This window comes from Mesorhizobium sp. M0217 (genome assembly GCF_040321955.1).
Lineage (GTDB): Bacteria > Pseudomonadota > Alphaproteobacteria > Rhizobiales > Rhizobiaceae > Mesorhizobium.
Genome location: NZ_JAMYSN010000001.1, coordinates 751,029 through 771,826 on the forward strand (window position 1 = coordinate 751,029; position 20,798 = coordinate 771,826).

Sequence of the window (20,798 nt, forward strand, 5' to 3'; positions counted from 1 at the left end):
GCTCAGTCCGCCGAGAGTTCCGCGGTCCGTGCCAGTGCGCCGCCGAATCCGTTGAGCGGGATGGTGAAACTCACCGCTTGACCGGTGTCGGCCGCGAAGGCGTCGATCTTCAGCGTGGTGGCTGCCTTGAGCAGCGGCGTGACGCTGGCATCGAACGCCACCGGCACCAGGCAGCCGACGGCCTGGCAGGTGTTGAACGGCAGGCTGCCTTCCAGCTTCTGGTCGTCGATGGTCAGGCTGACGCCTTTGGCGAGCGCCAGGCCGAACGGCAGCGCCAGCGTTCCGGCGGCATCCTCGCCGCTCTTGCTCGACAGCTCGATGGCCAGCAGGCGCTGGTTGGACTGCTTGTTGAACTGCTGATGCGACAGGCTGCAAACCTTGGCCGTGCCGGTTACCTGGCAATTGACCGTCCAGTCGCCATGTGTCTCGGACAGCGCCGAGGCGCCGCCAGGCAATGTCGGGCCGGCAGCAGGGGCGGGCGCTGCGGCGGCAGGCGCCGCCTTGTCGGTCTTGGTTTGCGCCGCGACTGCCACCGGGCCAAGAATACAGATGCTGCCCAGTAGCGCCGCGAAATATACTTGCCTGCTTTTCATCAATATGCTCCCGATTGTGCCTCGAGTCAGCCGCGATTGAGGCCGAGATCCGCGCCCGATAGAGCGGTCAATCGATCTTTTCTGTCAAGTGCGGCCGGGCCGCTTCCTCAGGGATTTCGCCAACCCGTGGCAGATCGGCCCATGGCAGACCGGCCCATGGCAGATCGAGACGAACGCCCTATATAGAGAGGAGGTTATATCTGTACGGGAATGAACTGATGTCGACGCTTCGCCTATCGACAGTTCTCATGTCGGCAATGCTGGCGGCGGCAACGCTCGCCGGCATCATGCAATCTGCTGCGGCTCAGTCCGTCAATCCCAGCGCCAACCGGCTGATCCAGCAGAACCAGCTGCAGCAATTGCGCAACAGCCTGCAGCGGCAGCAGTTCCAGCAACAGCAGCAGCAATATCGCGAGCAGGACCGTCGGATCGTGCCGCAGCCGCGCCCCGAAGTGCCCGTCGTCCGGCAAGCTTGTCCGATTCAGATCGTCAACAACCAGATTGTGCGTGTTTGCCGTTGATATCGGTCGCTTGCGATTTACTTAGTCGACTTATTTACTAAAAATGCTCATTGCCTCGCGGGCATATCAGGGTTTGCAGGCGGCGTGCGGCGGTGCGCCCGCCGACCGGATTTTCAGCACATGGCGACGACGAAGAAAAAGGCGGTACGCAAGGCAAGGCGAGGCGAACGCATTCGCCAGGTCGCCGCCATTCCCTTTCGTCTGGACGTTTCAGGCAATTTCGAAGTGATGCTGGTGACGTCGCGAGCGACGAAGCGCTTTATCGTGCCCAAGGGCTGGCCGATGAAAGGAAAGAGCGGGCGCAAGGCCGCCACCATCGAGGCGCGCGAAGAAGCCGGCGTGCTCGGCAAGACCCGCAAGGCGCCTGCCGGCAGCTATTCCTACTGGAAACGGCTGGAGCACAATTTTGTGCGCGTCGACGTCGTCGTCTATCTGTTGGAGGTGTCCGAGGAACTGGCCAACTGGCAGGAGGCCAAGAGCCGCCAGCGGGCATGGCTCAAGCCGCAGGACGCGGCGTTGCTCATCGATGAGCCGGATCTCTCGACGCTGATGGCCAACCTGGCGCCGCCTCAGCCGGCAGTGCCGGACCCGGCCTGACCAACCTCACTTGCCCTCGTCCCCTTCAGCGGGACCCTCATCCCCCTCAGCGGGAAATGGCCGCAGCGGCGTGCCCGTATAGGCCCACAGCCATTCGCGCGGCAGCGGCCCTTTGTTGCGCTCGCTTTGCTGCGACTGTTCCCATGCATGCGCCAGGATGCCGACCGAGCGCGAGAGCACGAACAGGCCGCGCGTCAACGGCGGCGGAAAGCCGAGCTCGCCATAGATGACGGCGGTGGCGCCGTCGATGTTGAGCGGTATTTTCTTCCCCTTGCGCCGTGCCACCTCTGATTCGACGGCCTCGGCGATGTCGGCAAAGCGTCCGCTGACGACGCCGCGCGCGGCAAACTCGCGCGTCACTGCGATCAGGCGCGGCGCGCGCGGATCGACCGGGTGGAAGCGATGGCCAAATCCCGGCACATAGCCTTTCTCCTCGGCGAAGAAACGGTCGAGCCGTGCGGCTACGGCTTGGTCCAGCGCAACACCCTGGTCAAGTGCCACGGCAATGTCGCCATAGAAGGACAGCGCCTGTTCGCCGGCGCCGCCATGCACGTCACCCAGCACGTTGACGGCGGACGCCATGGCGCTGTTGATGCCGACGCCGCAGGTGATGGCCATGCGGGCAATGGCGATCGACGGCGCCTGCGGCCCGTGGTCGACGGCCGCCCCCAGCGCAATGCCGAGCAGCGCCGCCTGCTCCTCGCTCGGCAATTCGCCGCGCAGCATCAGCCAGATCGTGGCCGGAAAGCTGACGCGGCCGATCAGCTCCTGGATTTCATAGCCGCGCAGCCGGATAATGCCGGGGCTCATCTCGATGATGCCGGTCTGCCACCATTCCTCGCCGCGTTCGCGGCCGGTTTTTCTCTCGCTCACGCGCTTCTCCTGGCGCGCGGCGGCAGGGTGGAAAAAACCTCGTCCATATGCTCGCCCAGCACAGGCGGCGGCAGGACCGGCAAGGGTGCCGCGCCATCGACCATGAAGCCGCCGCGCACCACGGTCAGCGGCTGCGCCATGCCGGGCAGACCCTGGAAACGCGTGGTCATGTCGCGCTCGACCACCTGGCGCTCGCCAAGCACTTGGGGGATCGTCAGCACCCGGCCCGCCGGCACGCCGGCGCGGTTGAATTTTTCCTCCCAGGCTGCGGCCGAGGCGCTCGCCAAGGCCGTCTCGATCAGCACCTTCAGCACAGCGCGGTTCTGCTTGCGCGTCTCGCGCTCGGCAAAGCGCGGATCGTCGGCCAGTTCCGGCTGGCCGATCAGCCGGCAAAGCGTGACGAACTGCTCCTGCTTGTTGGCGGCGATGTTGAGCAGGCCGTCGCCGGTGCGAAACGCGCCGGAGGGCGCAGCCGTCATGTTCTCATTGCCCATCGGCTGCGGCTCGACGCCGGCGGTCAGATAGTTGGACACCGGCCAGCCCAGCGCCGACAGCGTGCATTCGAGCATCGAGACATCGAGAAACGCGCCCTCGCCCGAGGTCTTCTGCTTGACCAGCGCCGCGGCGATGGCGAAGGCCCCGACCAGCCCGCCCAGCGTGTCGGCGACGGGATAGCCGACCCGCAAGGGTGCGGTCTCCGGCGTGCCGGTGATGCTCATGATGCCGGACAGCCCCTGGATGATCTGGTCGTAGGCCGGATTGTCGCGCATCGGCCCGGTCTGGCCGAACCCCGATATGGCGCAATAGACGAGACCCGGACGAACCGCTTTCAGCGCCTCATAGCCAAGCCCCAGCCGCCCCATCACGCCCGGTCGAAAGTTCTCGACCAGCGCATCGGCGGAGGCGACGAGATCGAGGAAGCGTTCGCGGTCGGCTTCGCTTTTGAGATCCAGCACCACCGATCGCTTGCCGGCATTCTGCGCCAGGAACGACGCGCCCATCCCCGCCTCGTTGAGCGCCGGCGAGGCGCCGAGCTGGCGCGCCAGATCGCCGCCTTGCGGCGTCTCGACCTTGATGACATCGGCGCCGAGCAGCGCCAGCTGGTAGGCACAATAAGGGCCCGCCAGCACATTGGTCAGGTCGAGAATGCGGATGCCGGCAAGCAGATCGGTCATGATGCTCCAGGTCGCTCAGGCATCGCCCGGCACATGCTCGGGTCCGCGCCGGCGCCGATGCTCGATGAAGGCCCAGATATGCGGACCGGCGAGCCCGATGAAGGCAAGGATCAGCAGCACCAGCGACAGCTTGTGGGTGTAGAACACCGACCAGTCGCCGTTCGAGATCGTCATCGCCCGGCGGAACTGCGTTTCGGCAAGCGGCCCCAGGATCATGCCGATGATGACCGGCGCGGTCGGGAAATCGAAGCGCCGCATCAGGAAGCCGGCGGCCCCCAGGAGATAGAGGATGACGAGGTCGATCGGCGATTGCGAGATGCCGTAGGTGCCGACGGTGGCGAACACCAGGATGCCAGCATAGAGCTGCGGCGCCGGGATTTTCAACAGCCGTACCCACAGCCCGATCAGCGGCAGGTTGAGAACGACCAGGATGACGTTGGCGATGAACAGGCTGGCGATCAGGCCCCAGACCAGATCGGCCTGCGTCGTCAACAGCAGCGGTCCCGGATTGATGCCGTAGCTCTGGAAGGCCGACAGCATGATTGCGGCGGTCGCCGAGGTCGGCAGGCCAAGGGTGAGCATCGGCACCAGCACGCCGGCGGCAGACGCATTGTTGGCGGCTTCCGGTCCGGCAACGCCCTCGATGGCGCCGACCGTGCCGAACTCCTCCTTGTGCTTCGACAGCTTCTTTTCGATGGCGTAGGACAGGAAGGTCGGGATCTCGGCGCCTCCGGCAGGCATGGCGCCGATCGGGAAGCCGATGAAAGCGCCGCGCAGCCATGGCTTCCACGAGCGCCCCCATTCGGCCGCGGTCATGTAGAGCGAGCCCTTGAGCGGCACGATCTCGTCCTTGCCGGCATAGCGGCGCGAGGCCATGTAGAGCGTCTCGCCGACGGCAAACAGGCCGACCGCGGCAATGATGACATCGACGCCATCGAGCAGTTCGTTCATGCCGAAGGTGAAGCGCGGCTGTCCCGTCTGCAGGTCGACGCCAATCATGCCGATGACGAAACCGATGAACAGGCTGGTGAGGCCGCGCACGGAGGACGAGCCGAGCACCGCCGACACCGTGATGAAGGCAAGCACCATCAGCGAGAAATATTCGGCCGGCCCGAAGGCGAGCGCGAACTTCACCACCACCGGGGCCAGGAAGGCGACGCCCATCGTGCCGATGGTGCCGGCGACGAAGGAGCCGATCGCCGAGGTCGCCAGTGCCGCGCCGCCGCGACCCGAGCGGGCCATCCTGTTGCCTTCCAGCGCGGTGACGATGGTGGCGCTTTCGCCCGGCGTGTTGAGCAGGATCGAGGTCGTCGAGCCGCCATACATGGCGCCGTAATAGATGCCAGCAAACAGGATGAAGGACGCCTCCGGCGCCACCTGGTAGGTGATCGGCAGCAGCAGCGCGATGGTCAGCGCCGGCCCGAGGCCGGGCAGCACGCCGATGGCCGTGCCGAGCGTGGTGCCGACCAGGCACCACAGCAGGTTCATCGGCGAGAAAGCGACGGAAAATCCGTGGGCGAGATGGCCGAGCGTCTCCATGGCGTCAGCCCCTCGCAGTGGCGATGATCGCGTCGATCACCGTGTTCAGCTGGTTTTCGATGAAGCCGGCGCCAATGTTGACGCCGAGCGCCCTGGCAAAGCCGAAATAGGCGGCAAGCGCCAGGATCAGGCCGGTCAGCGCATCGCGCAGCGTGTGCTTGCTGCCGAAGCCATAACAGACGAGCACGAACATGATGACCGAGGCGGCGGTGAAGCCGAGCGGCTGGATCAGCACCAGATTGGCGACCAGGCCGGCAACGACGATGCCCATGGCCTTCCAGTCGGTCGGCGTTTCCTTTTCCTCCTGCGGCTGCCAGCCGCCGCGCAGCGCGGCGACGATGAGCAGCAGCGAAAGCACGATCATGCCTGTCATGGTGATGTAGGGGAAGACGGTCGGCCCGACCTTGGAATAGAGCGGCGAAACCGGGATCGCCAGGGTCTGCCACGCCACGGCCGCGGCACAGGCGAGAAGCCCGATGCCGATCAACAATTCGGGCATGGCAAGGCGCGGGGGCGCCGGCTGCTGGTCGCTGGTGCTCATCGATGTCCTCCCGAGATGGCCGGCATCCTCCCGCCGGCCGCATCCGCAGTTTCACTCCCAGCGCATGATATGTCCATCTCGCAGGCTAATGTCGGAAGGGGCGGCCGTGGCCGCCCCTGAAGACATCAGGCGAGGCCGAGATCCTTGAGGATCGCGGTGATGCGGGCGGTGTCGTCGACGAGGAATTTCGCATAATCGTCGCCGGTCAGAAGGATGGGGGTCCAGTTGCGGTTCTTGCATTCGGCTGCCCAGGCATCGCTCTTGGCCATGGTCTCGATCATCGTGACCATCGCCGCCTTGTCGGCGTCGGAGACGCCTGGCGGTGCGAATACGCCGCGCCAGTTGAACAGTTCGACGTCAATGCCGGCTTCCTTCATCGTCGGTGCGTCGATGCCGTCCTGGCGCTTGTCGGCGGAGATCGCCAACAGCCGAAGCGCGCCCGCCTTGACCTGCTCGGAGAACTCGCCGAAGCCGGAAATGCCGGCCGCAACCTGGTTGCCGAGCAGCGCCGACAGCGCCTCGCCACCGCCGGCGAAAGGCACATAGGAGAGGTTGGTTGCCGGAACGCCGACCGTCTTGGCGATCAGCCCGAACAGGATGTGGTCGGAGCCGCCGGCCGAGCCGCCGGCCACCGGAACCTTGGTCGGATCCGCTTTGAGCGCCGCAACGAAATCGCCGGCCGTCTTGAACGGCGAATCCGCCGGCACCACCAGCGCCTCGAACTCGCCGGTGAGGCGAGCGATGGGCGTGACTTCGGAGAGGTTGTTGGCTGATTTGTTGGCGATGATGGCGCCGACCATGACCATGCCGGCCACCATCAGCGAATTGCCCTTGCCCTTCCATTGGCTGATGAACTGCGGCAGGCCGACCGTGCCGCCGGCGCCGCCGACATTGGTGATCTGCGAGCCGGAGATCAGTTTTTCACTGCGCAGCACCTGGTCGATGGTGCGCCCCGTCTGGTCCCAGCCGCCGCCGGGCGCGGCCGGCACGAAGATCTGGATCTGCGGTGCATCCTGAGCGAGGGCGGGCGTCAAATGCGTTGCAACGAATCCGGCAGCGCCTGCGGCCGCGGTGCTCATCAAAAATCTGCGTCTGTTCAGCATGGGATTCCTCCAAATCACGACACCTCCTCCGGTGCCTGCCAGAAACGTAGCCTGAAAACAGACCCGCTCGGCAAAAATTCATGCCGATTTCGGTACGTTCTGTCAACAGGAACGCTGTTCTACTAGACAGAACCATGGATGTGCGGCACAATCGCTTCGGCCGGCCTTTGTTCGAGCAGGTAAACTGGAATGAAACTGTTCGTGAGATGACCGAAGCGCGATCCCAGCCGTTGCCGGCCGATGGTGTTGCCGCGCTCGACCGCGCGATCGCCATTCTCGACGCGTTCGCGACCGCCGACCGCTCGCTCAGCCTGGCCGAGATCGCGGCGCGCACCGGGCTCTACAAAAGCACCATTTTGAGGCTGGCGAACTCATTGCTGCGCGGGCAGTTGCTGGAGCGGCTCGACGATGGCCGCTACCGCATCGGACCCGCCACCTTCCGGCTTGGCGCGCTTTACCAGCGCTCGGTCGTGGCGGTCGACATCCTGCTGCCGATCATGCGCGATCTTGCCGAACGCAGCTGGGAAAGCGTGGCGTTCTATGTCCGCTCGGGCGACGCCCGCACCTGTCTCTACCGCGTCGAATCCAAGCACCCGATCCGCTACACGATCCGGGAAGGCGACCTGCTGCCGTTGCTCATCGGCTCTGGCGGCCGCGTGCTGGCAGCGTTTTCAGGCCAGCCGGGCGAACCATACGAGACCATCCGCAACGCCTGCCACTATCTGTCGATCGGCGACCGCGACCCTGAGACGGCGGGCGTCTCGGTGCCGGTGTTCGGACCGGGCCGCGTTCTGCTCGGCGCCTTGACGCTCGCCGGCCCGTCGACACGCGTCGACACGGCGTTCCTGCGCCGCATGACACCGGACCTGCTGGAGGCCGCCGCTCGCGCCACCCGCGCCTTCGGCGAGGATGCCTCGATGCTGGAGCAGGCAGCGCGCCTAGCCGGCGCTGAAACCGTGATCGGCCTCAGTTCGCCTTGACCAGCACCACACGGCGGTTCTTGGCGCGGCCGGTTTCGCCGTCATTGCTGGCGACGGGCGCCATCATGCCGGCGCCGGCGGCGGTCAGCCGGCCGCCATCGATGCCGTATTTCGAGACCAGCGCCGCCTTCACCGACTGCGCCCGCCGCGACGACAGATCGATATTGTAGTCGAACGCGCCCTGGTTGTCGGTATGACCGACGACGATCACCGCCATGCCGGGCTCGTTGGTCAGAAGCGTCGAGATCTCCTTCAAGGTCGGTTCCGATTCCGGCTTGATGTCGGCCTTGTCGGTGTCGAAGAAGATGCCGTAGAGCGAGATGGAGCCGGTGGCCGACAGCGAATCCGCCATCTTGGCCGCTTCGACCACCACCATCTTCTTGTCGCGCGCCTTGGGCTCCAGCACCTGAACGACGGCGATGGTGCGGCCGTTGAGTTCCTTGCAGTAGAGGTCGTCGGTCAGCGAATAGGCCTGAACCGTGACATAGGCGTCGCCGCCGTCCTGCGGCAGCTTGGCGGCGAAGAAGCGCTGGTCGTTGATACCGGTGGTTACCGCACAGGCGCCATTGGAAAAGGCCGCGTCCTTGACGTCGCTTTCATGGAAGAAATACATCATCAGGCTCATGTCGCCGCCGCCACCGCTCGACGACCGGTCGGCGGCGCCGCCGCACTCTTCCTTCTTGCATTCGAACAGGACTTCGCCGCCGGCGGCCGCGATCACATCCTGGTAGTTGCGCAGCACTTCGAGCGGGGAGCGCTCGGCCGGCAGCACATAGGCGATGCGGGTCAGCGCGCCTTCCACCTCAGCCTTCTTGTCCGGCGCGAACACACGGTTGTTCATCGTGTCACGGGCCTCCGGATCGGCGCTCGGCTTCAGCGGCGACAGCGGCACTGTAAAATCGGTATAGGCGAATTTTTCGTAGGAGACGATGAACGACCCCTCGTAGCGCTTGGCCAGATGATTGTCGGCACCGCCCTCGATGTCGGCGGTCGGCACCGTCGCATCGGCGCCCGCCAGTTGCACGGCCGCCAGCAGCAGCAGCCCCGCCCAGAAAAGCTTCAGAAATATCGCATTGATCGCACGCATGGTCGGCTCTCCCAAAGAGCAATTCCAGGAAAAGTGTGAGCGGTTTTCCCACAGGAATTGCGTAGCTAGATTAGAATAGCCAACCCTGGCAGAACGTGGAAATTGCGTCGATGAAGCGCTTCACACCCGCCGTTCGAGCAGGATCGTCAGCCCGTCGTGATAGGTGGTTTCCAGGACCTTGGTGTAGCCGCACTTTGCCGCAACGTTCAACGAACCGGTGTTTTCCGGATCGATGATGCAGACGGTTCTCGCGCCGGCAAAGGTGTCGTCGCCCCAGGCCAGGGCCCTTCTGACGACTTCGCTGGCAAGACCCTTGCCATGCGCTTGCGGCGCCAGCGCCCAGCCGGCTTCCGGAATGCCCTCGAGCGACGGCTCGATGTCCCGCTTCAGATCGTGGAATCCGGCCTCGCCGATGAAGCGACCGCCGGCCTTGTCCTCGACCGCCCAGAAGCCGTAGCCGAGCAGCGACCACAGGCCGGCATGCCGCAGGAACCGCATCCAGCTTTCCTCCCGCGTCCGCGGCTTGCCGCCGATGAAACGGGTGGTGACGGGGTCGGCCCACATGACGGCATAGTCGTCGAAATCTTCGATCCGGTGCGCCCGCATGATGGTCCGTTCCGTTTCGAGAACCGGGACGCCGGCTGTTTTTGGACTGCCCATGAAACTCTGCCTCCGTTGACGGTCAGCGCTTAGCAAACCAGCGCGCCCGGACAAGGGCCAAGCCGGATCATCATTCAGCCAGGGAAGCTTCCGAACGGCCTGGCGCGACCAGGCGGTCGAAGCGAACAGCGTCGGCCTGCTTCAGCCGTGCCAGACCATCTTCATGTAGAGCCCACCGCGCCGCAATTCGTCCAGCATCTGGTCGAGCCGCTTCTGCCTGGTGTCGCTGCGTTTGGCGCGGGCGACCCAGCCGAGATAATCGTTCTTCTGGTAGTCCGGCCGCGCCTCGTAGGCCGCTGTCAGTCCTTTTTCGGTCAGGGCGATGCGGATGTCGTCCGGCATCGGGTTCAGGGCGCGCTTCAGTCCGGTCATTTCAGAAAACCCCAGCTGTCAGGATGGCGACGCCGATGGTCCAACCCAGGTCCGCCTCTGGGAATTCTGCCGAACGATGCTACCTTTCGCAACCGGTCCGGCAAGGGCCGGTCTCGATACCGCCAATGGGAGGAGAACGCCATGGACACCACCGATCTCGTGCTTGCCATTTTCCATCATCTGCTGGTGTTGTCGCTGGCCGGCATCATCGGCGCCGAATTTGTCCTGATCCGCGGCGACCTCTCCGCCGCCACGCTCAAGCGGCTTGCCGGCATCGACCGCCATTATGGCATCATCGCCATGCTGATCATCATCATCGGCATCTGCCGCGTCATCTACGGCCTGAAGGGCTGGGAATTCTACGTCTACAACTGGGTGTTCTGGGCCAAGATGGCGGCATTCGGCATCGTTGGCCTGCTGTCGATCATCCCGACCATCCGCTTCATCTCCTGGAAGCGGCAAGCCAGTGCAAATCCCGGCTTTCAGGTGCCGGTGGCGGAACTCGCCTCGGTGAAGACCTATGTGCGCGCCGAAGCCTTCATCTTCCTGCTGATCCCGATCTTCGCGGCGGCGATGGCGCGCGGCTACGGTTATTGAAGCACGCCAACACCAAACCCATCTCCGCCGGGCATACTCCGCACTGATCGCCATGGTTGCGCACGGCTGTATTTTGCAGTTTGCGTCAGGCGACAATCTGTTAGCTTGCCTTTGTTGCACCCTCGCTGCCTGACCTGCACAGCGATCGGAGATTGATATCCTGGGAGGAGAATTACGATGAGGAAAATTGTAGCCGCCCTGGCCGCCGCCGCGGCCGTCACGCTTTATTCGTTCACCGCCAGCGCACAGACCTATCCCGAGCGCACCATCACCGTCGTCGTGCCGTTTGCGGCCGGCGGTCCGACCGACACGGTCACGCGGCTCGTCGCCGAAGCCATGTCGAAGGATCTCGGCCAGCAGATCATCGTCGAAAATGTCGGCGGCGCCGGCGGCACGCTGGGCGCCGGCCGCGTCGCCAACGCCGACCCGGATGGCTACACGCTGCTCCTCCATCACATCGGCATGGCGACCAGCGCGACCCTCTACAGAAAACTCGCCTATGACACGCTGAACGCCTTCGAGTATGTCGGCCTCGTCACCGAGGTGCCGATGGCGATCGTCGCCCGCAAGGACCTGGAGCCGGCCGACCTGAAAGGGCTGGTCGAATACGCCAAGACCAACAAGGACACCATCACTGTCGCCAATGCCGGCATCGGCGCTGCCTCGCATCTGTGCGGCATGCTGTTCATGAGCGCCATCGGCACGCCGCTGGTCACCGTACCCTACAAGGGCACCGGCCCGGCCATGACCGACCTTCTCGGCGGCCAGGTCGACATTATGTGCGACCAGACCACCAACACCACCAAGCAGATCCAGGGCGGCACGATCAAGGCCTATGCCGTCACCACGCCGGAGCGCCTCGACGTGCTGAAGGACGTGCCGACGACCATCGAAGCCGGCCTGCCCGCGGTGCAGGTCGGCATCTGGCACGGCCTCTATGCGCCGAAGGGCACGCCGGCCGAGATCACCGGCCGACTGTCGAAATCGCTCCAGGTCGCACTGAAGGACCCCAACGTCATCGCCCGCTTCGCCGAACTCGGCACCAAGCCGTCGTCCGAGGCCGACGCGACGCCGGCAGCGCTGAAGGCCAAGCTGGAAGGCGAGATCACGCGCTGGAAGCCGATCATCGAAGCCGCCGGCCAATACGCCGACTGAGGCTTGAACGGGGCGCTGCCGGCGCCCCGTTTTCGCTTCGACGTCCGTTTTCACATTTGCAACGGCAAGCCCGTTGCAAGGGTCAGGGGAGGACAGCCATGAAACCTTTCGCCATCGACAGGACAAACGGCCTGTGCGCCGCGCTGTTCATCTTTTTCGGCGCCTTTTTCGCGATACAATCGCTCGGCCTCGAAATCGGCACCGCCTTTCGCATGGGACCGGGCTATTTCCCGCTGGTGCTGGCGATCGTGCTGATCGTGCTCGGCGCCATCATCCTCGTCCAGGCGGTGCGCGTCGAGGGCGAGCCGATCGGCCCCATTGCGTGGCGCGGCATGCTGTTCATCCTGCCGGCGCCGATCTTTTTCGGCCTGACCGTGCGCGGCCTCGGCTTCGTCCCGTCGATCTTCCTGACGGCGCTGATCGCCTCTTTTGCCAGCGCCCGCATGAAGCCGCTGACGGCACTTCTGCTGTCGGCCGGCCTGACGCTGTTTTCGGTGCTGGTCTTCAGCTACGCGCTCGGGCTGCCATTCCAGCGCTTCGGCCCCTGGTTGCCCCAATGGCTGGCATTGTGAGGCGCTGAGATGGACCTCCTCAGGAACCTCGAACTCGGCTTTTCGACGGCCACCACGCCGGCCAATCTGGGTTTTTGCCTCATCGGCGTTCTGCTCGGCACGCTGATCGGCGTCCTGCCCGGCATCGGCGCCACCGCAACCATCGCCATGCTGCTGCCGATCACCTTTCAGATCGGCGACCCGGTTTCGTCCCTCATCATGCTGGCCGGCATCTACTACGGCGCCCAGTATGGCGGTTCGACCACCGCCATTCTCATCAACATGCCCGGCGAATCCTCCTCGGCCGTGACCGCCATCGACGGCTACCAGATGGCCAGGAACGGTCGCGCCGGGGCGGCTCTGGCGATCGCCGCGATCGGCTCGTTCTTCGCCGGCACGGTGTCGACCTTTCTCGTCGCCGTCTTTGCCCCGCCGCTGACGGCAATAGCCCTGCAATTCGGCGCGGCCGAATATTTTTCGCTGATGATCGTCGGCCTCGTCTCGTCCATCGCGCTCGCCCACGGCTCGATCGTCAAGGCGCTGGCGATGGTCGTGCTCGGCCTGCTGCTCGGCATTGTCGGCACCGACATCTACACCGGCACGCCGCGCTTCACGCTCGGCATCCGCGAATATGCCGACGGGCTGAACTTCGTCGCGGTGGCGGTCGGCGTCTTCGGCGTTGCCGAGATCCTGCGCAATCTCGAAAACGAGCACGAGCGCTCAGTGATGATCAAAAAGGTCTCCGGCCTGATGCCGACCCGCGACGACTTCAAGGCGATGGCCGCGCCCATCGTGCGCGGCACGATCATCGGTTCGGCGCTCGGCATCCTGCCCGGCGGCGGCGCGGTGCTTGCGGCCTTTGCCTCCTACACGGTCGAAAAGCGCGTGTCGAAACACCCGGAGGAGTTCGGCAAGGGCGCCATCGCCGGCGTCGCCGGCCCGGAATCGGCCAACAATGCCGGCGCCCAGACCTCCTTCATTCCGATGCTGACGCTGGGCATTCCGGCCAATCCGGTCATGGCGCTGATGATCGGCGCCATGATCATCCAGGGCATCGTGCCCGGCCCCAATGTCGCGATCGAGCAGCCGGCGCTGTTCTGGGGCATCATCGCCTCGATGTGGATCGGCAATCTGATGCTGATCGTGCTGAACCTGCCGCTGATCGGGCTATGGGTGAAGCTGCTGACGATCCCCTATTATGTGCTCTTCCCGATCATCATGGCGTTCTGCTCGATCGGCGTTTACAGCGTCAACACCAACGCCTTCGATCTCTACGCGGTCGCATTCTTCGGCCTGCTCGGCTACATCCTGACCAAGCTGCGCTGCGAACCCGCACCCCTGCTGCTCGGCTTCGTGCTCGGCCCGCTGCTCGAGGAAAACCTGCGCCGCGCCATGATCCTGTCGCGCGGCGACCCCTCGACCTTCGTGACGCGGCCGATCAGCGCCGGCCTGCTGCTCGTCGCACTGGCCGTGCTCGTCGTCGTCTTCCTGCCGTCGGTCAAGAAGAAGCGCGAAGAGGTGTTCGTGGAGGAAAGCTAGTTGTCGGGACGCCGGGCGCCGCGATTTCCACCAGCGGCGCCGGCACATCGGTCGTCTTCACCTCGGCCTTGCAGAGATCGGCGATGACGCAGGCCGGGCAATCAGGCTTGCGCGCCTTGCAGACATAGCGGCCATGCAGGATCAGCCAATGATGCGCATGGCGCATATACTCGTCCGGGATGATCCTCAGCAGCCCTTGCTCGACCTGTTCGGGCGTCTTGCCCGGCGCCAGGCCGAGGCGGTTGCCGATGCGGAAAATATGCGTATCGACCGCCATCGTGTGCTGGCCGAAAGCCATGTTGAGCACAACATTGGCGGTCTTGCGCCCGACCCCCGGCAGCTTGACCAACTCATCGCGCTCGCTGGGCACCTCGCCGCCGTAATCGCGTATCAGCGCCTCCGAGAGCGCCACGACATTCTTGGCCTTGTTGCGCCAGAGCCCGATGGTGCGGATGTACTCGCCGACCCTGGCTCCGCCCAGCGCCAGCATCTTTTCAGGTGTGTCGGCGACCTTGAACAACGCCCGCGTCGCCTTGTTGACGCCGGCATCGGTCGCCTGCGCCGACAGCACCACCGCCACCAGCAGCGTAAAGGCATTGACATGCTCGAGCTCGCCCTTCGGCTCGGGCCGCTGCACCGAAAACCGCCGGAAGATCTCATGCACCTCGGCTGCGCTGTAGAGCGAACGGGCCGGCCGCGGTCGCGGCTTGGCATTCGAGCCGTCGCGCCGCCCGGGCGGCAGTTCACTTTTGGATAGGGAAAGATTTTTGGACTTGGGGCTGGCCATTCCCTTCCTATAATATCCCGGCATGAGCGACACAAACGCCTCGTTTCAGGCCGACGAGCCATTCTTCCAGGCGCTGCTGACACCGCACCGCTCGCTGGGCCGCACCGGCTTTGCCGTGCTGATGGGCGCGCTGCTGTTCGGCTGGGTGGTGACCGGGGCGTTTTTCCTGTCGCGCGGCGCCTGGCCGGTGTTCGGCTTCTTCGGCCTCGACGTCATCGCCGTCTACGTCGCCTTCCGCGCCAACTATCGCGCCGCCCGTGCCCGCGAGGAAGTGTCGGTGTCGCGCACCAGCCTCGACATCCGCAAGACGGCGCCCTCGGGCCGGTCGGAAGCGCATAGCTTCAACCCGTTCTGGGCGCGCTTTTCCGTCGCTCGTCATGCCGAGATCGGCATCACCAAAATGGTGGTGGAAGCACAAGGACAGAATGTGCCGATCGGGTCATTCCTGGACCCAGACTCCCGCGAGAGTTTTGCCACTGCATTTTCACGTGCGCTGACAAAAGCCAGGACGCGTTAGAGCCGGCGCGTCAGAACCGGTAGCGTAAAATCCTGCCGACCTTGCGCAATGCGGGAATGTGTCTCCAGAGCCCGATGAACAGTTTTGCGGACCTGCTCATATGCGCTGTGCGTTCCGCGCTGTAGGCCGAGATATCGTCGACAAAGCGCAGCTTCGGAACGGCACGCTCCAGTACCTGCGGGTCGTCGATCGCCCAGTGAACCTCGGCGCCCGTCGCCCTGATGGTCGGATTGAGGCGCAGCATCTTCAGGCCGAAGTGGCTGTAGGCGTCGAACATCAGCTCGCCGCCGGCAAGATGCGCGACAAGGCGTGACAGCAGCCGTGGCCCCTCCTCTACCGGGAGATAAGGCGTCAACCCCTCCATCACCACGACGGCCGGACGATTGCGCGGCACTTCTGCCAGCCAGTCTGGGTCGGTTACCGAAGAGCCGACGAGGTGGTAATGGTCCCGGGACGGGTAAAGCTTGCGCCGGAGCGCGATGACATCCGGAAAATCGACATCGAACCACTCCACGCCTTCGGGTGGATCGACACGGAAAATGCGCGTATCGAGCCCGCAGCCGAGATGCAGCACGATGGCGCCGGGATTTCTGGCGATGAAGTCCTGAACGCGGACATCATACGTCCTGGCCCGAATCGCCAGGCCGATGCCGAGATTGGTGTCGACCTTGAGGCGCGAGAAATCATAGTCGATCTTGCGCACGGCCTCGTCGGCGAAGCGATCCCCGAGCAGCGAATGCGGCAGCCGGCTTTCCAGTGCCTTGCCATAAAGCGTCATCAGCAAGGTCTCCCTTGCTCCGCTCAGATTCACCCTTTCGCCGGCCATTGGCATCTCCCGGGGCGCAATCCAGTATTTATCTGGGAACAGGCGGCAACAAGGCAAGTTTCGGGTGGTTGCAAGGGGCGGAAAGACCGATATTCGCGGTCAAGGAGATATTGCCATGAACGCCCAGATGACCATGAATACGCAGATGAAACCGACAGCGATCCTGCAGCACGACATCACCCCCCAGGGCAGCGACTACGAGGTCGTGCGCCGCGCCATCGAGAAGATCAGCCTCGACTATCGCGACCAGCCCTCGCTGGAAGCCCTGGCAGCCGATGTCGGCGAGACACCCACGGGCCTGCAAAAGCTGTTCACCCGCTGGGCCGGCCTGTCGCCAAAAGCCTTCCTGCAGGCGGTCACCCTCGACCATGCCCGCAAACTGCTCGATTCCGGCATGCCGCTCCTCGAAACATCGTTCGAACTCGGCATGTCCGGCCCCGGCCGGCTGCACGATTTGTTCGTCACCCATGAGGCGATGTCGCCGGGCGACTACAAGACGCGCGGCGCGGGCCTGACCATCCGCTACGGCTACCACATCTCGCCCTTCGGCATCGCCCTGATCATGGTCACCGACCGTGGCCTTGCGGGGCTCGCCTTCAACGATCCGGGCGGCGAGCGGGCGGCTTTCGCCGACATGTCGGGCCGCTGGCCGAACGCCACCTATGTCGAGGACATGAGCGCCACCCAGCCCTATGCGGCGCGCATCTTCGATCCGACATTGTGGCGCGCCGACCAGCCGCTGCGCGTGGTGATGATCGGCTCCGACTTCCAGCTGCGCGTCTGGGACGCGCTGCTCAGGATCCCGATGGGCAAGGCCTGCACTTATTCCTCGATCGCCTCCAGGATCGGCGCGCCAAACGCCAGCCGGGCGGTGGGGGCGGCGGTCGGCGCCAACCCATTGTCCTTCGTCGTCCCTTGCCATCGGGCGCTGGGCAAGTCCGGCGCACTCACCGGCTACCACTGGGGCCTGACCCGCAAACGCGCCATCCTCGGTTGGGAAGCGGGCCAGACCGCGTCCTGAAGCTGCCCGCATCAAACAACACCGGCGAAATCCCTTCGCCGGTGTTTTTCTTTTTGCGAGCTCCCGGCGCAAAACATCCGCACGCTCTGGCAAGCCGCCGGCTTACAGGTTAGCTTCCCGCGCATTCCGCAGGAGGCTTTCTTGATCATCGTTGTCGGCTCGATCAACCTCGACCTTATCGCCAATGTCGACCGCCTGCCTTCGCCGGGCGAGACGGTCCGCGGCTCCGGCTTCGCCACCGCGCCCGGCGGCAAGGGCGCCAACCAGGCGCTGGCTGCGGCGCGCGCCGGCGCCAAGGTGCGCATGGTCGGCGCCGTCGGCAAGGACAATTTCGCAACCGAAGCCCTCGCTTTGCTCGTGGCCGGCAAGGTCGATCTCTCCGGCGTCGGCCAGAGCTTCGCCTCCACCGGCACGGCGCTGATCCTCGTCGGCGCCGACGGCGAGAATGTCATCGCCGTCGTGCCGGGCGCCAATGATTCGGTGCTGCCCGGCGATCTCGCCAAGGCTTTCCTTGCGAAGGGCGACGTCGTCCTGCTGCAGCACGAGATCCCGCTGCAGACCGTCGATGCAGCGCTTGACGCCGCACGCACCGCCGGCGCCGTCACCGTGCTCAACACCGCGCCGTTCCGCAGCGAGGCGGCAGCGTTGCTCGGCAAGGCCGACTACGCCGTCGCCAACGAAACCGAATTCGACCTTTACGGCGAGGCGCTGTCGCTCAAAGGCCGCGACCGCCCGGCGCGCATGCGCGACTTCGCCGGCAAAACCGGCCGCACCATCGTCGTCACGCTCGGCGGCGACGGCGTGCTGGCGGCGACACCGGAGGATTTCCTGACCGTGCCGGCGCTGAAAATCACTCCGGTCGACACCGTCGGGGCCGGCGATACTTTTTGCGGTTATCTCGCTGCCGGGCTGGCGTCCAACCTGCCGCTGGAGCAGGCTCTCACCCGCGCCGCCGCTGCCGGCTCGCTCGCCTGCCTGAAGCCCGGCGCCCAGCCGGCCATCCCGATGGCGGCGGATGTCGACACCGCCCTGCGCAACAACGCCGGATGACAGCCCTGCGCCCCGCAACGAAGCACGCCGTGCCCCCCGCCGGCGACATCTGCCGGATGTCCGCTGTCGACCTGGCCGAGGCGATCCGGCTGCGCCGCCTGTCCGTGCGCGAGGTGGTGGCGGCATTCCTCGACCGCATCGACGCGGTAAACCCGCTGGTCAACGCCATCGTCTCGTTGCGCGAGCGCTCCGACATCCTGCGCGAGGCCGACGCGGCGGACGCGCATCTAGCGCAAGGCGGGCCGGCCGGCTCGCTGTTCGGCCTGCCGATGGCGATAAAAGACCTCGCCATGACGCGCGGCTTGAGGACCAGTTTCGGCTCGCCGATCTTCGCCGATTTCGTGCCGCAGGAGGATGATTTCTTCGTCGAGCGCATCCGCAAGGCCGGCGCCATCATCATCGGCAAGACCAATGTTCCCGAATTCGGGCTGGGATCCAACACCTACAACAACGTGTTCGGCCCGACGCTGAACGCCTTCTATCCGGCGCTAACCGCAGGCGGCTCAAGCGGCGGCGCTGCGGTCGCCCTTGCACTCGACATGGTCCCGGTCGCCGACGGCAGCGATTTCGGCGGCTCGCTGCGCAATCCGGCGGCGTGGAACAATGTCTATGGCTTCCGCCCGTCGCAGGGCCTTGTCCCCGGAGGGCCGGATCTTGAAGTCTTTCATGCCCAGATGGGCATAGACGGGCCGATGGGCCGCAGCATCAGGGACATGGCGCTGCTGCTCGACGTGCAGGCGGGCTACCATCCGCACGCGCCCTTGTCCTGGGAAAAGCCCAGCTCGTTCCTCGAAGGGCTGGCAACGCCGGCCAGCGGCGGCCGCGTCGGCTGGCTCATTGATCTCGGCGGTCACCTGCCGGTGGAACCGGGCATCCTCGATCTGTGCGAGGCCGCACTCGGCCGCTTCGCCGACGCGTCCTTCTTCACCGAGCCCTTGCTGCCGGACGTCGATTTCGAAGCGCTGTGGCAAGCCTTCGTGGTGCTGCGTCAGGCAAGCAGCGGCGCGGCGCTGAAGATCCATCACGACGACCCGCTCAAGCGCGCCCTGCTGAAGCCGGAAGCCGTGTGGGAGGTGGAGAACGCCATGCGGCTGACGGCGCCGCAAATCCGCGCGGCCTCGGTCATCCGCACCGCCTGGCACCGGACGCTGCTGTCGCTGTTCGAGCACTTCGATCTCATCGCGCTGCCGACGGCGCAGGTGTTTCCTTTCGACGTCGACACGCATTGGCCAAGTGAGGTCGCCGGGCGGACGATGGACAGCTACCATCGCTGGCTGCAGGTTTCGGCCTTCGCCACGCTCGGCGGCTGTCCTGCGCTCAATGTGCCGGTCGGCTTCGACGACAAAGGCCGTCCCATGGGCATGCAGCTGATCGGCCGGCCGCGCGGCGACCTCGCCGTGCTCAGGGCCGGAGCGGCCTATGAGGCGACCTTGCCTTGGCAGGTGGGGGCGTCCTGACGCGAGGGGCGGCACGGTCTGCGACCGGCTTGCACCAGCCCCGCCGCCATGCATTGATTGCAGCCAGCCGCCTAAGCGCATCCTCGAGGAAATCCCCCATGTCGCTGGAACTCTACGCCGCCTATGTCCTTGCCTGCATCGTCATCATCCTGGTGCCCGGTCCGACTGTCACGCTGATCATCGCCAACAGCATCCGCCATGGCTACCGCGCCGGCCTTGCCAATGTCGCCGGCACGCAGGCTGGGCTCGCCGTGATGATCGCCATTGTCGGCATCGGCCTCAACACGCTGATATCGGGCATGGGCCACTGGTTCGAATGGGTACGCCTGATCGGCGCCGCCTATCTGATCTGGATGGGGGTGCAGATGTTCCGTTCCAAGGGCGCGCTGAATGCCGACGGCACCGCGAGAAAGCCGCGCGGCGGCTTCTTCCTGCAGGGCCTGCTCGTGGCGCTGAGCAACCCCAAGACCCTGGTGTTCTTCGGCGCCTTCTTCCCGCAATTCATCGCCCCGCAGGGCAATTACACCCTGCAGATCGTCGTCATGGGCCTTACCGCCATGATCTTTGCCGCCGTCTCGGACTCGACCTACGCGCTCGCCGCCAGCCGCGCCGGCCGCCTGCTCTCGGCCAGCCGCATCAAGCTGATGTCCAGGATCAGCGGCAGCTTTCTGGTCGGCGGCGGCCTGTGGCTAGCTTTTTCGAAGGCGAAGTAACAACCGTGGACGGTCGTTTCCAACGGCAGAATGAGCCCGTACGTGAAGGCTGATTGAAAGTCAGTCTCCACGCCACCACATGACTTTGTGCTGGGGATTCTTTCAAATGTCATGGACTTATAGGGATTTGAAAAGGAACGCGCCCGGCGTGGTCCTGATCGTCGCCATGCTCGCGATGATGGTTCCTTCGGCGCTCTACAAATGGACGAATGACGCGAGCCCTATCCGGTCAGTCGAGCCAATCCACGCAACGGTCAAAAGCGCCCAATCGGACCACGACCACACCCTTTATCTGGTTTCGCTCGAAAGCGGTTCGTCCATTCTTGTCGATGACGACCGGCCGCATCTGATCGGCGCGACGGCAAACATGGAGCGCGTCACGCGCGAGAATGGAATGGTCTTCTATCGATTTGCAAAGTGAACGGCGGCGGCGCCTTCCTTCTCCCCCTGTGGGAGAAGGTGGATCGGCGCGATAGCGCCGAGACGGATGAGGGGTGTTCCAGCGGAGTGAGACGTGGGCGTTCCCTGGAACACCCCACATCCG

24 protein-coding genes are annotated in these 20,798 nt (G+C 64.9%); 13 read left to right on the top strand and 11 right to left on the bottom strand.

The window, feature by feature from the left end; genetic code table 11:
- Positions 1-2 precede the first annotated feature (2 nt).
- Entirely contained in the window at positions 3-593 is a 591-nt protein-coding gene (locus NKJ18_RS03700) for an invasion associated locus B family protein (protein ID WP_023669715.1), read from the bottom strand.
- Positions 594-841: 248 nt separating this feature from the next.
- On the opposite strand from NKJ18_RS03700, the gene NKJ18_RS03705 reads away from it, so the two are divergent.
- Positions 842-1,114 carry a hypothetical protein gene (locus NKJ18_RS03705; protein WP_023669716.1) on the top strand — a complete coding sequence of 91 codons (273 nt, stop codon included), beginning with the start codon at positions 842-844 and terminating at the stop codon, positions 1,112-1,114.
- Positions 1,115-1,234: 120 nt separating this feature from the next.
- Complete coding sequence (locus NKJ18_RS03710; protein ID WP_023669717.1) at positions 1,235-1,711, top strand: NUDIX hydrolase; 477 nt, start codon at positions 1,235-1,237, stop codon at positions 1,709-1,711.
- 6 nt (positions 1,712-1,717) lie between these two features.
- Here NKJ18_RS03710 and NKJ18_RS03715 read toward each other — a convergent pair whose 3' ends face one another.
- From NKJ18_RS03715 to NKJ18_RS03735, 5 genes are all read right to left on the bottom strand, one after another.
- Entirely contained in the window at positions 1,718-2,584 is an 867-nt protein-coding gene (locus NKJ18_RS03715) for a citryl-CoA lyase (protein ID WP_031196006.1), read from the bottom strand.
- Entirely contained in the window at positions 2,581-3,759 is a 1,179-nt protein-coding gene (locus NKJ18_RS03720; protein WP_031196007.1) for a CaiB/BaiF CoA transferase family protein, read from the bottom strand. The genes NKJ18_RS03715 and NKJ18_RS03720 overlap by 4 nt, the downstream gene beginning before the upstream one ends.
- A 15-nt stretch (positions 3,760-3,774) precedes the next feature.
- Positions 3,775-5,298 (bottom strand): tripartite tricarboxylate transporter permease, encoded by a 1,524-nt coding sequence (locus tag NKJ18_RS03725; protein WP_023686551.1) that lies wholly within the window; start codon positions 5,296-5,298, stop codon positions 3,775-3,777.
- Positions 5,299-5,302: 4 nt separating this feature from the next.
- Complete coding sequence (locus tag NKJ18_RS03730; RefSeq protein WP_023683087.1) at positions 5,303-5,839, bottom strand: tripartite tricarboxylate transporter TctB family protein; 537 nt, start codon at positions 5,837-5,839, stop codon at positions 5,303-5,305.
- A gap of 125 nt (positions 5,840-5,964) precedes the next feature.
- Entirely contained in the window at positions 5,965-6,942 is a 978-nt protein-coding gene (locus tag NKJ18_RS03735) for a Bug family tripartite tricarboxylate transporter substrate binding protein (RefSeq protein ID WP_023686552.1), read from the bottom strand.
- A gap of 206 nt (positions 6,943-7,148) precedes the next feature.
- Here NKJ18_RS03735 and NKJ18_RS03740 point away from each other — a divergent pair, with 206 nt between their 5' ends.
- Positions 7,149-7,922, top strand: coding sequence for an IclR family transcriptional regulator (locus tag NKJ18_RS03740; RefSeq protein ID WP_023814698.1), 774 nt, complete (start codon positions 7,149-7,151; stop codon positions 7,920-7,922).
- Here NKJ18_RS03740 and NKJ18_RS03745 read toward each other — a convergent pair.
- The 3 genes from NKJ18_RS03745 to NKJ18_RS03755 form a co-directional block, all read right to left on the bottom strand.
- Positions 7,909-9,009, bottom strand: a complete 1,101-nt coding sequence (locus NKJ18_RS03745) for an OmpA family protein (protein WP_031205142.1) — start codon at positions 9,007-9,009, stop codon at positions 7,909-7,911. The two genes, NKJ18_RS03740 and NKJ18_RS03745, sit on opposite strands and share 14 nt — an antisense overlap.
- Before the next feature lie 120 nt (positions 9,010-9,129).
- Positions 9,130-9,669, bottom strand: coding sequence for a GNAT family N-acetyltransferase (locus NKJ18_RS03750; RefSeq protein ID WP_023814700.1), 540 nt, complete (start codon positions 9,667-9,669; stop codon positions 9,130-9,132).
- A gap of 141 nt (positions 9,670-9,810) precedes the next feature.
- The gene (locus NKJ18_RS03755) at positions 9,811-10,041 is read right to left on the bottom strand and encodes a YdeI/OmpD-associated family protein (protein WP_023683083.1); all 231 of its coding nucleotides are present in this window, start codon (positions 10,039-10,041) and stop codon (positions 9,811-9,813) included.
- Positions 10,042-10,182: 141 nt separating this feature from the next.
- Between NKJ18_RS03755 and NKJ18_RS03760 the strand changes: the two genes are divergently transcribed.
- The 4 genes from NKJ18_RS03760 (at position 10,183) to NKJ18_RS03775 (ending at position 13,883) form a co-directional block, all read left to right on the top strand.
- Complete coding sequence (locus NKJ18_RS03760) at positions 10,183-10,638, top strand: DUF2214 family protein (protein WP_023704193.1); 456 nt, start codon at positions 10,183-10,185, stop codon at positions 10,636-10,638.
- 177 nt (positions 10,639-10,815) lie between these two features.
- Positions 10,816-11,793, top strand: a complete 978-nt coding sequence (locus tag NKJ18_RS03765) for a tripartite tricarboxylate transporter substrate-binding protein (protein ID WP_023814702.1) — start codon at positions 10,816-10,818, stop codon at positions 11,791-11,793.
- A gap of 98 nt (positions 11,794-11,891) precedes the next feature.
- A complete protein-coding gene (locus NKJ18_RS03770) occupies positions 11,892-12,365 on the top strand; it encodes a tripartite tricarboxylate transporter TctB family protein (protein ID WP_023691951.1) in 474 nt (157 codons plus the stop codon).
- A gap of 9 nt (positions 12,366-12,374) precedes the next feature.
- The gene (locus NKJ18_RS03775; protein ID WP_023683079.1) at positions 12,375-13,883 is read left to right on the top strand and encodes a tripartite tricarboxylate transporter permease; all 1,509 of its coding nucleotides are present in this window, start codon (positions 12,375-12,377) and stop codon (positions 13,881-13,883) included.
- Here NKJ18_RS03775 and nth read toward each other — a convergent pair.
- On the bottom strand, positions 13,843-14,670 hold the full coding sequence (gene nth, locus NKJ18_RS03780) for an endonuclease III (RefSeq protein ID WP_023737544.1): 828 nt from the start codon (positions 14,668-14,670) through the stop codon (positions 13,843-13,845). The genes NKJ18_RS03775 and nth overlap by 41 nt on opposite strands.
- A 22-nt stretch (positions 14,671-14,692) precedes the next feature.
- On the opposite strand from nth, the gene NKJ18_RS03785 reads away from it, so the two are divergent.
- A complete protein-coding gene (locus NKJ18_RS03785) occupies positions 14,693-15,187 on the top strand; it encodes a DUF2244 domain-containing protein (protein ID WP_352498300.1) in 495 nt (164 codons plus the stop codon).
- Positions 15,188-15,197: 10 nt separating this feature from the next.
- On the opposite strand, the gene NKJ18_RS03790 is transcribed toward NKJ18_RS03785, so the two are convergent.
- Positions 15,198-16,013 (bottom strand): class I SAM-dependent methyltransferase, encoded by an 816-nt coding sequence (locus NKJ18_RS03790; RefSeq protein ID WP_352757822.1) that lies wholly within the window; start codon positions 16,011-16,013, stop codon positions 15,198-15,200.
- A 115-nt stretch (positions 16,014-16,128) separates the two neighbouring features.
- Between NKJ18_RS03790 and NKJ18_RS03795 the strand changes: the two genes are divergently transcribed.
- The 5 genes from NKJ18_RS03795 to NKJ18_RS03815 all read left to right on the top strand — a co-directional run bounded on the left by NKJ18_RS03795 (position 16,129) and on the right by NKJ18_RS03815 (position 20,675).
- The gene (locus tag NKJ18_RS03795; protein ID WP_031197724.1) at positions 16,129-17,034 is read left to right on the top strand and encodes a methylated-DNA--[protein]-cysteine S-methyltransferase; all 906 of its coding nucleotides are present in this window, start codon (positions 16,129-16,131) and stop codon (positions 17,032-17,034) included.
- A 141-nt stretch (positions 17,035-17,175) separates the two neighbouring features.
- Complete coding sequence (locus NKJ18_RS03800) at positions 17,176-18,084, top strand: ribokinase (RefSeq protein WP_352757823.1); 909 nt, start codon at positions 17,176-17,178, stop codon at positions 18,082-18,084.
- Positions 18,081-19,541 carry an amidase gene (locus NKJ18_RS03805; RefSeq protein ID WP_352757824.1) on the top strand — a complete coding sequence of 487 codons (1,461 nt, stop codon included), beginning with the start codon at positions 18,081-18,083 and terminating at the stop codon, positions 19,539-19,541. Before NKJ18_RS03800 ends, NKJ18_RS03805 begins: the two co-directional genes overlap by 4 nt.
- 98 nt (positions 19,542-19,639) lie before the next feature.
- Complete coding sequence (locus NKJ18_RS03810; RefSeq protein WP_023669737.1) at positions 19,640-20,254, top strand: LysE family translocator; 615 nt, start codon at positions 19,640-19,642, stop codon at positions 20,252-20,254.
- Positions 20,255-20,402: 148 nt separating this feature from the next.
- On the top strand, positions 20,403-20,675 hold the full coding sequence (locus tag NKJ18_RS03815; RefSeq protein ID WP_352757825.1) for a hypothetical protein: 273 nt from the start codon (positions 20,403-20,405) through the stop codon (positions 20,673-20,675).
- Positions 20,676-20,798 lie beyond the last annotated feature (123 nt).

Bases quoted from the DNA above. Each gene is read 5' to 3' on its own strand.
- NKJ18_RS03700 (WP_023669715.1), bottom strand. From the start codon at position 593: ATGAAAAGCAGGCAAGTATATTTCGCGGCGCTACTGGGCAGCATCTGT.
- NKJ18_RS03705 (WP_023669716.1), top strand. From the start codon at position 842: ATGTCGGCAATGCTGGCGGCGGCAACGCTCGCCGGCATCATGCAATCT.
- NKJ18_RS03710 (WP_023669717.1), top strand. From the start codon at position 1,235: ATGGCGACGACGAAGAAAAAGGCGGTACGCAAGGCAAGGCGAGGCGAA.
- NKJ18_RS03720 (WP_031196007.1), bottom strand. From the start codon at position 3,759: ATGACCGATCTGCTTGCCGGCATCCGCATTCTCGACCTGACCAATGTG.
- NKJ18_RS03725 (WP_023686551.1), bottom strand. From the start codon at position 5,298: ATGGAGACGCTCGGCCATCTCGCCCACGGATTTTCCGTCGCTTTCTCG.
- NKJ18_RS03730 (WP_023683087.1), bottom strand. From the start codon at position 5,839: ATGAGCACCAGCGACCAGCAGCCGGCGCCCCCGCGCCTTGCCATGCCC.
- NKJ18_RS03735 (WP_023686552.1), bottom strand. From the start codon at position 6,942: ATGCTGAACAGACGCAGATTTTTGATGAGCACCGCGGCCGCAGGCGCT.
- NKJ18_RS03740 (WP_023814698.1), top strand. From the start codon at position 7,149: ATGACCGAAGCGCGATCCCAGCCGTTGCCGGCCGATGGTGTTGCCGCG.
- NKJ18_RS03745 (WP_031205142.1), bottom strand. From the start codon at position 9,009: ATGCGTGCGATCAATGCGATATTTCTGAAGCTTTTCTGGGCGGGGCTG.
- NKJ18_RS03750 (WP_023814700.1), bottom strand. From the start codon at position 9,669: ATGGGCAGTCCAAAAACAGCCGGCGTCCCGGTTCTCGAAACGGAACGG.
- NKJ18_RS03755 (WP_023683083.1), bottom strand. From the start codon at position 10,041: ATGACCGGACTGAAGCGCGCCCTGAACCCGATGCCGGACGACATCCGC.
- NKJ18_RS03760 (WP_023704193.1), top strand. From the start codon at position 10,183: ATGGACACCACCGATCTCGTGCTTGCCATTTTCCATCATCTGCTGGTG.
- NKJ18_RS03765 (WP_023814702.1), top strand. From the start codon at position 10,816: ATGAGGAAAATTGTAGCCGCCCTGGCCGCCGCCGCGGCCGTCACGCTT.
- NKJ18_RS03770 (WP_023691951.1), top strand. From the start codon at position 11,892: ATGAAACCTTTCGCCATCGACAGGACAAACGGCCTGTGCGCCGCGCTG.
- NKJ18_RS03775 (WP_023683079.1), top strand. From the start codon at position 12,375: ATGGACCTCCTCAGGAACCTCGAACTCGGCTTTTCGACGGCCACCACG.
- nth (WP_023737544.1), bottom strand. From the start codon at position 14,670: ATGGCCAGCCCCAAGTCCAAAAATCTTTCCCTATCCAAAAGTGAACTG.
- NKJ18_RS03785 (WP_352498300.1), top strand. From the start codon at position 14,693: ATGAGCGACACAAACGCCTCGTTTCAGGCCGACGAGCCATTCTTCCAG.
- NKJ18_RS03790 (WP_352757822.1), bottom strand. From the start codon at position 16,013: ATGGCCGGCGAAAGGGTGAATCTGAGCGGAGCAAGGGAGACCTTGCTG.
- NKJ18_RS03795 (WP_031197724.1), top strand. From the start codon at position 16,129: ATGAACGCCCAGATGACCATGAATACGCAGATGAAACCGACAGCGATC.
- NKJ18_RS03805 (WP_352757824.1), top strand. From the start codon at position 18,081: ATGACAGCCCTGCGCCCCGCAACGAAGCACGCCGTGCCCCCCGCCGGC.
- NKJ18_RS03810 (WP_023669737.1), top strand. From the start codon at position 19,640: ATGTCGCTGGAACTCTACGCCGCCTATGTCCTTGCCTGCATCGTCATC.